This is a genomic window from Salegentibacter echinorum (genome assembly GCF_900129445.1).
Lineage (GTDB): Bacteria > Bacteroidota > Bacteroidia > Flavobacteriales > Flavobacteriaceae > Salegentibacter > Salegentibacter echinorum.
Genome location: NZ_FQVT01000001.1, coordinates 181,733 through 195,467, shown reverse-complemented (window position 1 = coordinate 195,467; position 13,735 = coordinate 181,733). Strand labels below are relative to the sequence as shown.

Below are 13,735 nucleotides of genomic sequence, written 5' to 3'. Positions count from 1 at the left end.
CTCTATGCTGCTAATCTGCATTAAACACTTTTGTAAATTTCTCTTCTATTTCCAAAACCTCTCTTGGTTTCAGTATGGAGAATTCCTTTTCTTGTGCTCTTTTAGATAATTTCCCGTCATTTTGTTCGAGGAACCTAACCAGTAGAGCCACTATTTTATCGGGCATTTCATATTCGTCATCCAACCACCTTTTAAAGGTATCATAAGCCGTGAGATATTGAATTTCCTGAGGGATTATATTATCTATTGTGTCGTTTACACAATCATATAAAAATTCCGTCTGCTTGGTAATATCAAAAAAGCGATAGAAATCCAGCGTTTCGTTCATCACCTGGACATTATTGTCCGATGTTTGCTCCCATTCGATATGATCCAGAAGAGGGTGTGAATAATCCTCCAGAACATTTCTATAGTCTTCAATATGATCAAGAATAGAAGCTGAGACAGGAAATATTACTCCTTGCTGAGAAAATTTTTTCTTGGCCAGGAGATGATGAATTATGTATCTATGAATACGCCCGTTCCCATCAACAAAAGGATGAATAAACACAAACCCAAAAGAAATTTTTGCGGCGGCCATTACTGCTGCAAAATCATTTTTAAGTAGTAATTGGTTTGTAGCAAGCAAGCCTTTTATTAGCTTAGTTAGGTCTTCAGGTTTTGCGGAAATGTGATCTGGTATGGGTTCCCCGGTTGTTCTATCATGTTCTCCAATAAAGCCTCCCTTTTTCCTAAAACCCATTTCTACAAATCGACTGTTTTCAATCACCACTTGCTGCAATCTCACGAGTTCATCTTCTGACAGGTCTTTTGTTCCCGCCTGTCCTATCGCTTTCCCCCATCTTGCTGCACGTTTGCTTCGCGGGCTTTCTCCCTCTATAGAAAAAGAAGCTTTGGAATCCTTTAAAAGAAGAAACGCAGAAGCTCTTTGTATGATATCCTTGCGTAGTCCTTTTAAATATTCCGTTTTTTTCTCCTCTATATCGGCCTGAGAGAATTCGAGCTTTGCAGTCCTACGAATTAACGGACAGAAATAGGGAGTACCTGGGAGGTTATTGATAACCAAATGACGTTTAGATTTTATCCCATTAACAGCAAACTGAAGATTTTCATCTATAGCATGAACATAACTCTTCTTAGTTAGTGCTTCCTTTCCAGGAATTTTTTTTTCCATGATCCATTCCAACAAAAACCATATCCTTCGGCTATACCGTCCTGTAGGTTCAATGTCAATCAGTTCATATAAATCTTCCTCCGAAAAATATCTAGTCAGTGCACTGAATACTGCTAAATTTACACCTTCATATTTTAAACTGAATACCAGGTGCTTATAAAGGGCTTCAATTTTCGAAAGGTTTCCGTGATCTTCTGGCAAATAACTCGGCTGAAAGACCTGCCAGTCCTCATTTACAAAAGATTTGTTTTTATCACAAATAAGAGCCACTGGTTTGTGGATAGGTACATTAAGTACAAGCTTATCAATTATGGCGGCATATCCTACAATGATCCCATTTTCCGGTCTTTCGAGGCCGTGAAAAACAGGCGCTTCTGAATAAAAATGGGCGCGATTTGACATTTAAAAAATATTTAAGCGCAATATATAAAAAAAATAGGCGCGACTTATTAAAAACGAGCGCATAATTAATATTTATAAAAAAATAGGCGCAATAATAATTGTAACACAAATTTGATCTTTGCCATGAAAGTTATTTCTGCCTTTAACCTAGAAGTCTTAAAAGGTTAGCTCAACTAAAATTGCGGTTTAAAATCTACCCTTTAGCATTTTTTCCAAAATTTTTAGCACCCAAACGTTCTCTAAGAACTGCCATATCATCACTAATTTTTCGATCGAGAATCTTTGCATAGTGCTGGGTAGTCTGGAGATTTTTGTGTCCCAACATCTTACTAACGCTTTCAATAGGGACTCCATTTGAGAGGGTAACGGTAGTAGCAAAGGTATGCCTGGCCAAATGGAAAGTCAGGTTTTTGTTAATACCGCAGAGATCTGCAATTTCTTTGATATAGGCATTCATTTTTTGATTGCTTAAAACCGGGAGTAAATGCTTCTCATTCACTTCTGGATGTGAAGCATATTTTTTTAATATAGCTTCTGCCGTAGGAAGAATGGGAATACTACTTCGGGTTTTAGTTTTGGTCCTGTTTGTTTTAATCCATCTGTTCCCATCAAAACCAACCACCACTTCTTTTTTTGAAAGTTTTTTTACATCAGCATAACAAAGTCCTGTGAAGCAACTGAAAGTAAAAATATCCTTGACTAGACTTAAGCGCTCGTTTTTAATTTCTTTGGCGATCATAACTTGAAGTTCATCTTCTGTAAGAAACTCCCGGTCCACCACCTTTAATTTAGCCTTCCAGTTCTGAAATGGATCCTTGCTGATCCATTCGTTTGAAAATGCAATTCGGATAATCTTTTTAAAATTTACTATGTACTTAATGGCTGAATTATGCGCACAGTTCCTTTCGGTTTTTAAATAATATTCAAAACCTGTAATAAATTTATGATTGACATCTTTAACAGGGATATCTGAAGTTTTATATTCCTTTTTTATATACTCGGCAACGTGTTTTTTTGCCGTTCTATATCTTTCAGCAGTACCGGCAGCAAAATCTTTCCCTACCAGTCTATTCACACGATCATTGTGTTCCTGAAAGATCTCAAGAAGCATTTTTTCCTGAATTTCTTCCTTTTTGTCTTTTCCCAACAAAGCATCAATTAAATCCTGAGCGGAGAACTTTGTTCCTTTTTCTAAAAGCTTTTGGTGAGTTAAATAGAGGTCATTTTCAATCTTAGATAGATATCTATTAAGAACTTTAGCTTTTTCGGTATTACCTTTTACTCTTCCTGCCGAAGAATTCCACAAATCAGCGGTAATTTTCCTACCAAGACTGGCGGCCGCGCGTTTACCTCTTAAAGTCACCCGAAGGTAAATTGATGATAAGTTATTTTTTATTCCCCCTCGAAGATAAAAAATATGAAAAAAATTAGTTTCCATAACTTTAGATTTTTGAATTTATATACTTCTAAAGTACAGAATTTTTAAGCTCGTAATACACTAATCAACAGAATGTTAATTTTATTTGTAGGAATATTCATCTTAAAGGTGTCACTATTTTCGATTATTAAAATGACACCGAATTTGACACCTCCAAGCTTGATTCATTTTGATATATTTTGACATATCGAAAAACAAAAAAGCCCCAAAATCATAGATTTTGGGGCTTTTTGAGCAATTTTGTAAGTTATTCAGCGGAGGAAGAGGGATTCGAACCCCCGGACCTGTTACAGTCAACAGTTTTCAAGACTGCCGCAATCGACCACTCTGCCATTCCTCCAATAAATGCCAGCATTTCTGCTTAGCGGATGCAAATATAGCAAGCTTTTTCAATTACACACAAAAAATTTAAAAAGATTTTCTCACTTTTTATACTTGCTTTGTTTTCAATAAATTCAGATAAAAGATTTTCTAAAACTTTTTATCTTTATACAAAATCTATTATGAAATCTTATCTTACCTCACTACTACTATTATTTCTAAGCACAACAAATTTAATTGCGCAGAACCCAAAGTATAAAGAGCTTATGGAACAAGACTGGCCCAACCTTAAAAAATATCAGGCTGCAAATGAGAAAATCATTGAAAATAAAGATTACCCGAAAGTGGTTTTTATGGGGAATTCGATTACCGAAGGCTGGGTAAATAAACAGCCCGGTTTTTTTGAAGAAAACAACTATGCCGGCCGGGGTATTAGTGGACAAACTACCCCGCAAATGCTCATACGTTTTATGCCAGATGTTGTCGCGCTAGAGCCTAAAGCTGTAATTATCCTCGCCGGCACCAACGATATCGCCGGGAATACAGGGTTTACTTCCGTAGAAACAATTACAAATAATATTAAAGCAATGTCACAATTGGCAAAAGCGAATGATATAAAAGTAATCCTGGCTTCTATCCTACCCGTTTTCGATTACCCCTGGAGACCCGGGTTGGAGCCGGTAGATAAAATTGCAAAAGTAAATACCTGGATGAAAACCTATGCCGAGCAACAATCATTTACTTACCTCGATCTTTTTACAGCGCTAAAGGATGAAAGAGAAGGACTGCCGAAAAAATACTCAGAAGATGGCGTGCACCCCAACCTTGAAGGTTACAAAGTAATGGCACCTCTTACTAAAAAAGGTATTGAGCAGACACTTTTGGAATAATAGTAGATGCTATCCTGATGAATTATTAATTTTGAAAATTACCACAGTCATTGGGATCGGAATATATCGGTAGAACTTTTTATCAATTAACGCTTCGAAAAGCCCAGCCTGACGTTGGATAACGTGCTAACCTTGACTAAATTTTTAATTTTCTGATCTTAGGTCACTTAGTAACCTAAAGATGTTATAATTTTTGAAGTTTTAAACTGAATTTGACGAATAGTTACCGGCTAAACCGTAGATTTTTAAAAGTTTTGATAAGTTTTACTTAAATTCAGCCGAAACTATTATCTTGCTGCGATTTAAAAAATAAAACAAACTATGAAAAAATTTATTTTGGTAGCGCTTACTGCCGGAATGGTAGCTTGCGGCTCACAAAAAAATGTTGACAATGCTGATCCCATGAAGTATGCAGAAACCATTACTTCTTCAGAATTAAAAGACAACTTGTATATTTTTGCCAGCGATGAATATGAGGGACGCGACACAGGTGAACCGGGACAGAAAAAAGGCGCTGAGTTTATTGTTAATGCCTACAAAGAGATTGGCATCGATCCCCCTAAAGGATATGACAACTACTACCAGGAAATTCCTACTGAATTTTTTGATGGAAAGCTTAAAGATTCAGAAAATGTACTGGGCTTTATAAAAGGAAGTGAAAAGCCGGAAGAAGTCCTGGTAATTAGTTCACATTATGATCACGTGGGAATTGATGATGAAGGTAATATTTACAATGGTGCCGATGATGGTGGCTCTGGCCCAATGGGACTCATTGAAATTGCTGAAGCTTTTAAAGAAGCTCAAAAAGACGGCTATACTCCAAAAAGATCGGTGTTATTTCTTCATTTAACAGGAGAGGAAAAAGGACTTTTAGGATCTAAATTCTATATTGAAAACCCTGTTTTTCCACTTGAAAATACCGTTGCCAATTTAAATATGGATATGATTGGCCGTATCGATAAGGAACACGCCGGCAATGATAATTACATCTATTTAATTGGTAGTGATAAATTAAGTACAGATCTACATGAACTTAGTGAAAACGTGAACACTAAGTATATGAATATGGATCTCGACTATACCTATAATGATGAAAATGATCCCAATAGATTTTATTACCGAAGTGACCATTACAACTTCGCTAAAAATAATATTCCGGTGATCTTCTATTTTAATGGTGTGCACCCAGATTATCACAAAGCAACAGACACGGCCGATAAAATTGAGTATGAAGCTTTAAAGAAAAGAACTCAACTGGTTTTCCTAACTGCATGGGAAATCTTAAATCGTGATGAAAGACTTGTGGTAGATAAAGCTGGTGAATAATAAGCCAAATACCATAAAAACTAAGAAAGCCCCGGACTCACCGGGGCTTTTGCATTTTAATGATTCAGTTAAATCAACAACCTCGACCCAAGGTTACGAGCTATGCTTCCGAAAAAGGTTATTTTATTTCGAGGCAAGCCCCTGGAAATAAACCCCTGGTTATCGCCCCACGATTAAAAATAAATCAATAATGATTCTAAAGCTAGTATTCCACCAAAAATTTAGCAAAGCCTTATGTTCCAGTTCTTTTCAGCTTGAATAAAATTACAATATATTTGCACAAATTTTAAAACCTACATGTTATGAAGAAATTATTTTTAATGCTTTTTAGTATTGCCCTACTCACTTCTTGTAGTGATGATGATGACGTAAATGCCGGCGATGAGAAAATCCTTGGAACCTGGTTTGTGGCTGAGGCCAACGGTATCCCGGACTTCGAATTGGAAGATTGCAACCGTGAATCATTTATTGAATTCAACAGCGATAATACCACTTATTCAGAATATTATACACAAACCGGTGAAGATTGCACCAGGGAAGATACAACTGAAAGTGTTTGGTCTGTAAACAGTGGGATATATAACTTTAACCTTCCTTTCGATTTAGATGGATTTGAAAATGTACAAGGCACAATAAATTTCAATTCTGACCTTACGGAATTTACTTTTACCCCAACCTTACTTCCTTCGGCTTCCATAGTATTCGAAAAAAGGTAATTTTTTATTGCAACTATTATGAATCGATCCGGGCTTGAGCTTTGGGTCGATTTTTATTTTACACCCATTTTTATCGTTTAAAGCTTTCCCCTAAAATTTCGTAATTTTGCAGCTTCTTTTCCGACTTTAGGAAGAAAGAATTTTAATATTCGGGTTATGAAAAAGAAAGTAGTAGTTGGTTTATCTGGCGGCGTAGATTCCAGTGTTTCCGCCTATTTATTGCAACAGCAAGGATATGAGGTGATTGGCCTGTTTATGAAAAACTGGCACGATGATTCTGTAACTATTTCAGATGAATGCCCCTGGTTAGACGACAGCAATGATGCGATGATGGTGGCAGATAAATTGGGAATTCCGTTTCAAACAGTTGATCTTAGCGAGCAGTATAAAGAGCGTATTGTGGACTATATGTTCAATGAATATGAGCGCGGCCGCACCCCCAACCCAGATGTACTTTGTAACCGTGAAATAAAGTTCGATGTCTTTATGAAAATCGCCCTTTCTCTGGGTGCAGATTATGTGGCAACGGGACACTATTGCCGCAAAGGCACTATTGAGCAAAATGGAGAAACCGTTTATCAACTTTTAGCCGGTAAAGACCAGAATAAAGATCAGTCCTATTTTCTTTGTCAATTAACCCAGGAGCAACTGGCAAAAACACTTTTTCCTATTGGAGAACTGCAAAAACCTGAAGTTAGGAAGATTGCTACGGAACAAAACCTGGTTACTGCCAATAAAAAAGACTCTCAGGGCCTATGTTTTATTGGGAAAGTGCGATTACCAGATTTTCTTCAGCAAAAACTAGAGCCTAAAAAAGGTGAAATTATAGAGATTGAAGCTGAAAAAGAGTTGTATAAAGCTGAAACACCTCAGTTTAGTAACAAAGAAGAGGAGCTTAAATTCCTGGCAAAAAAATATAAATATAAAGCTGAAGATGGAAAGCTCGTTGGCGAGCATCAGGGAGCCCATTTCTTTACTAAAGGACAACGTAAAGGACTTGCTGTAGGTGGCACACCCCAGCCGTTATTTGTGATTGATACCGATGTAGAAGACAATGTAATATATACAGGACAGGGAAAAACGCACCCGGGAATTTATAGAAAAGCACTTTTTATCACTCAAGATGAAGTGCATTGGGTGCGACGCGATCTAGCGATAAACCCAGACGAAACTTTAGAGGTGAAAGCCAGGATTAGATACCGGCAGCCCTTACAAAGTGCTACCTTACATCAAACAGAAAACGGGATGTATGTTGTTTTTGAACAACCGCAAGCTTCTATCACCGAAGGCCAATTTGTAGCCTGGTACCACGAGGAAGAATTATTAGGTTCAGGAGTGATTTCTTAAATTTTGAAATAGATATGTATGTCACAAAATAAAATTACGACACTTTTTGGAATCGAATATCCTATAATCCAGGCAGGGATGGTTTGGGCCAGCGGCTGGAAACTCGCAAGTGCTGTGAGCAATGCCGGCGGACTTGGGATTATTGGTGCCGGTTCTATGTACCCCGAAGTTCTAAAAAAACATATAGAAAAGTGTAAAAATGCAACCAATAAACCCTTTGCAGTAAACGTCCCCCTACTCTATCCCGACATCGATAAGATTATGGAAATTATTATTGCTGAAGGGGTAAGGATTGTATTTACTTCGGCCGGAAATCCTAAAACCTGGACCAAACATTTACAAGAACACGGTATTAAAGTAGTGCACGTGGTTAGCAGCGTGAAATTCGCATTAAAATCTCAAGAAGCCGGTGTGGATGCTGTGGTTGCAGAAGGTTTTGAAGCCGGAGGACATAATGGACGGGACGAAACCACCACTTTCACTTTAATTCCCATGGTAAAAGAACAGCTAAATATCCCGCTAATTGCTGCCGGCGGAATTGCCACCGGGCGCGGAATGCTCGCCGCGATGGTATTAGGAGCAGATGCCGTGCAGGTAGGCAGCCGCTTTGTAGCTACTCCCGAAGCTTCCTCTCATCAAAACTTTAAAGAAATGGTAGTAAAAGCTAAGGAAGGTGATACGCAACTCACCTTAAAAGAGCTCGCTCCCGTTCGTCTCTTAAAAAATAAGTTCTTCGAAAATATCCAGGAGCTTTACACCAAAAATCCTTCAAAAGAACAACTCATAGAATTACTGGGACGAGCCCGGGCCAAAAAAGGTATGTTCGAGGGCGACCTGGAAGAAGGAGAGCTGGAAATAGGTCAAATTTCAGGATTAATCCACGAAATTAAACCGGCAGCCAAAATTGTAGAAGAAATTTTACAGGAATTTGAGGAAGCTAAACAGGAGGTGATTAATTATTAAAGAGAAAAGAAATAAGAGACAAGAAAAGAGACAAAACCTGTATTTAACTGAAAACCTCTCTATTCTATAAACAACGTTTCTTAACTAAAATTTTCTAAATGCCAATTAAATAACAGAGTGAAAACTCATAAAGTGTTTTTCCTTCTATTTTCAAAATATTCGTCAAGCTGGGCCTGTCAAAGCCCTTTGTCAATATTATATAACAGCGTCAGGCTGCGCTTGCCGAAGCTCATTTCTTCAGAAAAAATTAATCGTAAAAAAGATATTTTACCTTAATCCCTAATTTTCAATATCGTGAATATTCGTGCCTTCGTGGCAAGCTTTTTTAAGAATAGCTAAAGTTAATCACTTTTTCCATATCGGGATGCAAGCTTTCAAAAACGGGACAGGTTTTCGCTATTTGCTCCAGGGTCCTGCAGGTTTGTGTAGGGTAAGTTGCAGGAAAAACAATGTTGATTTCTATCTTCTCAATACGCCGGGGATTGGAAGCCATAGTCTTGGTTACATCGGCAGTAGTTCCGCTAAGGTCTATCTCCAGTGTTTCTGCTTTTATTCCCATTACCGTTAACATACAGCTCGCTAAAGCCGTAGCTACCGTATCTGTTGGAGAGAAAGCTTCGCCCTTACCGTGGTTATCAGTTGGGGCATCGGTTATTATTTTTGCTCCACTCTTAAGGTGTTCTGCTTCAGTCCTTAAATTCCCGTTGTATTTTACTTTCGATGTCATTAGCAACATTTAAATTTAACTCTTTATCTATAGCCATTATGTAAACGGCATCATTGTAGAAGCCGCCACTTGGCTTGGGAATATAGTGAAATTTATTCTCCTCATACTCGGTATAACCTTTAAATCTTTCAAAAGATTCATAAAGATCTTGGGCCGAAGCTAAACGCAGCAACACATCTAAAGTAAGATCGTAACCTCTACTCACATATTGATTGGGCAGCATCCCAAATTCTTCTTCATATTCCTTTGCAAAACCTTCCGGCCCAGTGCTTACAAATTCCCTATCTACAGATGGGTAATGCATATTTAAGCGTCCTAAATGCTCATTATCTACAATATCCCCTTCGTAAGCGTTATTTTTATTGGTAGTAAACAACTTGATATCGTGAGAACGTGTCAACCTGTTTAATGCTGAAGTAGCACTGCTCAATAGTCCTACACTTGTAGATTCTAAAATCACCCAGTTTTCTGAAGTTTCAGAAAGTGTTTTTGCAATTTCGGCATCTCCAATATAACCATCGGAGGGCATTAACACCCGAGCCGAAGGTAATATTCTGTTAAGTCGGTTTTTAATTTGATTGTGAGAAGGATCGGCAATGATGATCACATTTTTATCAATTGCATTTTCCCGTAAATATTCTATCATAGCACTGGCCAAAACCTCATCTGTAGGCCTGGATTGAAACAGGTTACGGTAAGGTCTCATTTCCCTGTTGGAAAGCGGACTTATCACTGGCACGCCACTGCTTTGCAATTTAGAAGCCACAGCCTCGGTAGGATCTTGTAATAGTGGTCCTATTACAGCATCTACATTTTTAAAATCGGCAGTATTTATAATATTACTGGCGTGTTGCACACTTTGGCGGGTATCATAAGTCCTTAACTTTGTAGAAATACCATAAGATGTGGCTTTATCTACCGCCATTTGAACACCTTTATAAAAATCTAAAGAAATTCTAGTCACCCTATTATCCAAAATCGCATCTTCGTAATTACTTAAGGAATCGCCTGCTATTTTATTAGTACCATAAGGCAGCATTACCACCAATTCCTTTGGCTTAAAATTGCTAAGGTGCTCACTTAAAACTACTTTTATCTTTGCGCTCTCTTCCTCCTCTTTGTCAGAAAATTCTTCGGTCTCGTCGGTTTCTAAATTCCCCTGTCCTTCTCCTTTATCGGGAACTTTAAGCACCATTCCTATTTTAAGGCCTTTTTCTAATGCAGGGTTTAAATTCACCAGGGAATCCTGGGAAACCTCAAACCTTCGGGATAAACCAAATAGCGTCTCCTTGGGTTTTACCTCATAGAATTCAAAATCTTTATTGGTTATAATTACCGGTTCATCTAACACATCTGTACCTACCCGCAACATTACCCCCGGTTGCAAAACTTCAACCTTTGGATTTAATTCTTCCAGTTCTTTTACCGTAAGTCCATACTTCCTGGCGATTCCATACTTGGTTTCTTTAGGAATAACTATATGTTCCCGGGTTTTGGTTTCTTGCTGTGATGTAACTTTACCATTGCTGGCTTCGGGCCGCACTGCAGTTTCATGGCTTTCTTTTTTCTGCGGAATAAGGATTTCTTCTCCAATTTGGAGCTCTTTAGCATACAACTGTTTGTTAAACCGCTTGATCTGGTCAACCTCAACATCATACTTTTTCGAAAGCTGGTATAAAGTTTCTTTCCTCTTTACTTTATGCGTTATAAATTGAGCCCCCTCTTCTTGCTTTGCAACCTCTTTAGGCTGCTTTTTAGCACTAAGCGGAATAACCAATTTTGAAGAAATATCAAGACTTTCTTTAGCATCTGGATTGTACTTATAGATTGCTTCTTCAGAAATCTGATAATCTTTAGCGATGCTATATACCGTTTCCCCGGCTCTTACCGTATGGTATTTATATTCCTGGGCTGTCGCCGAAAAGCTTAACAGTTGAAATAAAAAACAAAATATTAAAAGCTTTTTCATTCTCATTGGTTTAATCCTAATTTTTAAACGCTACAAAACCCACATTCAATAGGCCTAAACGTGAAATTGCAGTGCAAATTCTATTCCCACTCTATGGTAGCCGGTGGTTTTGAACTAATATCATATACTACTCTATTAACGCCTTTTACTTTATTTATTATAGTATTTGATGTTTTTTGCAAAAATTCATAGGGTAAATTTACCCAGTCTGCCGTCATGCCATCGGTAGATTCTACGGCCCTAAGTGCTACTACTTTTTCATAGGTACGCTCATCGCCCATCACTCCCACAGAACTTACCGGTAATAAAATCGCACCGGCCTGCCAAACCTTATCATACAACTTCCAGTCCTTCAACCCCTGAATAAAGATATGATCTACTTCCTGCAAAATACGAACTTTTTCAGCAGTAATATCACCTAAAATCCTAATGGCCAATCCCGGCCCCGGGAAAGGATGTCTTCCCAATAGTTCCTTGGCAATACCCATTTCAGCTCCTACCCTTCTCACTTCATCTTTAAAAAGCATCTTTAAAGGCTCCACGATCTTTAGTTTCATAAAGTCGGGCAATCCGCCTACATTATGATGCGATTTTATTGTTGCTGAAGGTCCTCCGGTTACCGAGATAGATTCAATAACATCTGGATAAATGGTACCCTGGGCTAAAAAAGTCACGTCCTTAATTTCGTGGGCTTCATCATCAAAAACTTCAATAAAAGTATTGCCTATTTTTTTACGCTTTTCTTCAGGATCACTAATTCCTTTTAGCGCATCCAAAAATCTATTTGAAGCATCTACGCCTTTTACGTTTAGTCCCATATCTTTGTATTGGTCTAAAACGCTTTCAAACTCATCTTTTCTAAGCAAGCCGTTATTTACAAAAATACAGTATAGGTTCTTGCCAATAGCCTTATGCAAAAGTACGGCCGCAACACTAGAATCCACACCACCGCTTAGACCAAGCACTACTCTTTCATCGCCTATCTTTTCCTTAAGATCGGCTACCGTAAGATCAACAAATTTCCCGGGGGTCCAGGTTTGTGGAACTCTGGCGATATTTACCAAAAAGTTTTCCAAAACCCTTTTTCCATCTGTAGAATGATATACTTCCGGATGAAATTGAATAGCATAAGTTTCTTCTCCTTCAATGCGGTATGCCGCATTTAAAACATCACTGGTACTGGCTAAACGAATACTATTTTTAGGTAATTCCTTAATGGTATCACTATGGCTCATCCATACCTGTGAATTTTCCATTACCCCTTCAAAAAGTGGCTCGGCATCTTTAATTAGGCTAAGATTTGCCCGGCCGTATTCCCGGGTTTGAGAAGGTTCTACTTTTCCGCCATGAAAATAGGCGAAATATTGGGCCCCGTAACAAACCGCCAGTATAGGCAATTTACCTCGTATTTTAGACAAGTCTGGTTGTGGTGCATTTTCTGCTCTAACCGAAAACGGACTCCCCGAAAGGATTACCGCTTTAAAACCAGAAATATCACTGGGAATTTTATTAAAAGGGACAATCTCGCAGTAAATATTAAGTTCTCTCACACGCCTTGCTATGAGTTGTGTGTACTGCGAACCGAAATCTAGAATGAGTACATTTTTTTGCATAGGCAAAATTAAGAATTTGGAGCAAGAAAAAAATATTCAACCTATTTATTTTCTATCTTTGATAGATTAAAAAAATAAGTCTCTATAATGAAGTATGTAAGTGCCATCATCTTTGCTATTGCTATTGTTGTTGCTGCCTGGTTTTTAGGCAATTCCTATGTAAGTAGAGCAAACCCAGATGGGGTTATTTCGGTTACCGGCTCTGGGAGTGAAAATTTCACATCAGATCTTATTGTTTGGGAAGGTCGCTTTAGCCAGGTAAGTCAGAATTTAGAAATGGCCTACAACGAACTAAACAGGGATAAAGCAACCGTTAGAAATTACCTGATTCAAAAAGGCATTAAAGAAGAAAATATCGTTTTTAACTCGGTGCAAACTTCCGAAAGACGAAAAGAACAGTATGAGAAAGGTAATTATATTGGCAGTATTTTTCAGGGATATCAACTTACCCAAAATGTAAAAATAGAATCTAATGATGTTGAAAAGGTAGAACAGGTTTCCCGTGAAATTACCGAGCTCTTAAATAAAGGTGTTCAGTTTAATTCTACCCCACCCAGGTATTATTACACCAAACTAGCCGACTTGAAAATTGAAATGATCTCCAAAGCCACCGAAGATGCACGCTTACGTGCGGAAAAAATCGCTGAAAATAGTGGAGGCCGGTTAGGTGCTCTAAAAAATGCCAACCTGGGCGTGTTTCAAATCACAGGTCAAAACAGTGGTGAGGATTATAGCTGGAGTGGTGCTTACAACACGGCAGATAAGAAGAAAACTGCATCTATTACCATGCGACTTGAGTATGAAATCGATTAAAGTCGGGTCGCGGGTTGCGGGTCGCGGGTTGCGAAA

General features: G+C 38.1%; 11 protein-coding genes and 1 tRNA gene. 6 read left to right on the top strand and 6 right to left on the bottom strand.

Annotated elements, in window-relative coordinates; all coding sequences use genetic code 11:
• Nucleotides 1–10: 10 nt before the first annotated feature.
• From BUA71_RS00940 to BUA71_RS00930, 3 genes are all read right to left on the bottom strand, one after another.
• Nucleotides 11–1,576, bottom strand: coding sequence for a Fic family protein (locus BUA71_RS00940; RefSeq protein WP_072875825.1), 1,566 nt, complete (start codon nt 1,574–1,576; stop codon nt 11–13).
• Between the two features lie 193 nt (nt 1,577–1,769).
• Nucleotides 1,770–3,014, bottom strand: a complete 1,245-nt coding sequence (locus BUA71_RS00935; protein ID WP_072875823.1) for a site-specific integrase — start codon at nt 3,012–3,014, stop codon at nt 1,770–1,772.
• 255 nt (nt 3,015–3,269) lie between these two features.
• Nucleotides 3,270–3,354, bottom strand: a tRNA-Ser gene (locus tag BUA71_RS00930).
• Nucleotides 3,355–3,517: 163 nt separating this feature from the next.
• Here BUA71_RS00930 and BUA71_RS00925 point away from each other — a divergent pair.
• The 5 genes from BUA71_RS00925 to BUA71_RS00905 all read left to right on the top strand — a co-directional run bounded on the left by BUA71_RS00925 (nt 3,518) and on the right by BUA71_RS00905 (nt 8,577).
• Nucleotides 3,518–4,225, top strand: a complete 708-nt coding sequence (locus BUA71_RS00925; protein ID WP_072876831.1) for an SGNH/GDSL hydrolase family protein — start codon at nt 3,518–3,520, stop codon at nt 4,223–4,225.
• A 321-nt stretch (nt 4,226–4,546) separates the two neighbouring features.
• Nucleotides 4,547–5,551: a M28 family metallopeptidase gene (locus tag BUA71_RS00920; RefSeq protein WP_072875822.1), complete on the top strand. Its 1,005-nt coding sequence runs from the start codon at nt 4,547–4,549 to the stop codon at nt 5,549–5,551.
• Nucleotides 5,552–5,853: 302 nt separating this feature from the next.
• Nucleotides 5,854–6,267, top strand: a complete 414-nt coding sequence (locus BUA71_RS00915; protein ID WP_072875821.1) for a lipocalin-like domain-containing protein — start codon at nt 5,854–5,856, stop codon at nt 6,265–6,267.
• A 156-nt stretch (nt 6,268–6,423) separates the two neighbouring features.
• A complete protein-coding gene (gene mnmA / locus BUA71_RS00910; RefSeq protein WP_072875820.1) occupies nt 6,424–7,614 on the top strand; it encodes a tRNA 2-thiouridine(34) synthase MnmA in 1,191 nt (396 codons plus the stop codon).
• Nucleotides 7,615–7,632: 18 nt separating this feature from the next.
• Nucleotides 7,633–8,577 carry an NAD(P)H-dependent flavin oxidoreductase gene (locus BUA71_RS00905; RefSeq protein WP_072875819.1) on the top strand — a complete coding sequence of 315 codons (945 nt, stop codon included), beginning with the start codon at nt 7,633–7,635 and terminating at the stop codon, nt 8,575–8,577.
• A gap of 325 nt (nt 8,578–8,902) precedes the next feature.
• On the opposite strand, the gene BUA71_RS00900 is transcribed toward BUA71_RS00905, so the two are convergent.
• The 3 genes from BUA71_RS00900 to guaA form a co-directional block, all read right to left on the bottom strand.
• The gene (locus BUA71_RS00900; RefSeq protein ID WP_072875818.1) at nt 8,903–9,304 is read right to left on the bottom strand and encodes an OsmC family protein; all 402 of its coding nucleotides are present in this window, start codon (nt 9,302–9,304) and stop codon (nt 8,903–8,905) included.
• On the bottom strand, nt 9,264–11,273 hold the full coding sequence (locus tag BUA71_RS00895) for a LysM peptidoglycan-binding domain-containing protein (protein ID WP_072875817.1): 2,010 nt from the start codon (nt 11,271–11,273) through the stop codon (nt 9,264–9,266). The genes BUA71_RS00900 and BUA71_RS00895 overlap by 41 nt, the downstream gene beginning before the upstream one ends.
• A gap of 80 nt (nt 11,274–11,353) precedes the next feature.
• Nucleotides 11,354–12,886, bottom strand: coding sequence for a glutamine-hydrolyzing GMP synthase (guaA, locus tag BUA71_RS00890; RefSeq protein WP_072875816.1), 1,533 nt, complete (start codon nt 12,884–12,886; stop codon nt 11,354–11,356).
• Nucleotides 12,887–12,973: 87 nt separating this feature from the next.
• Here guaA and BUA71_RS00885 point away from each other — a divergent pair, with 87 nt between their 5' ends.
• Nucleotides 12,974–13,699, top strand: coding sequence for an SIMPL domain-containing protein (locus BUA71_RS00885; protein ID WP_072875815.1), 726 nt, complete (start codon nt 12,974–12,976; stop codon nt 13,697–13,699).
• The last annotated feature ends 36 nt before the right edge of the window (nt 13,700–13,735 follow it).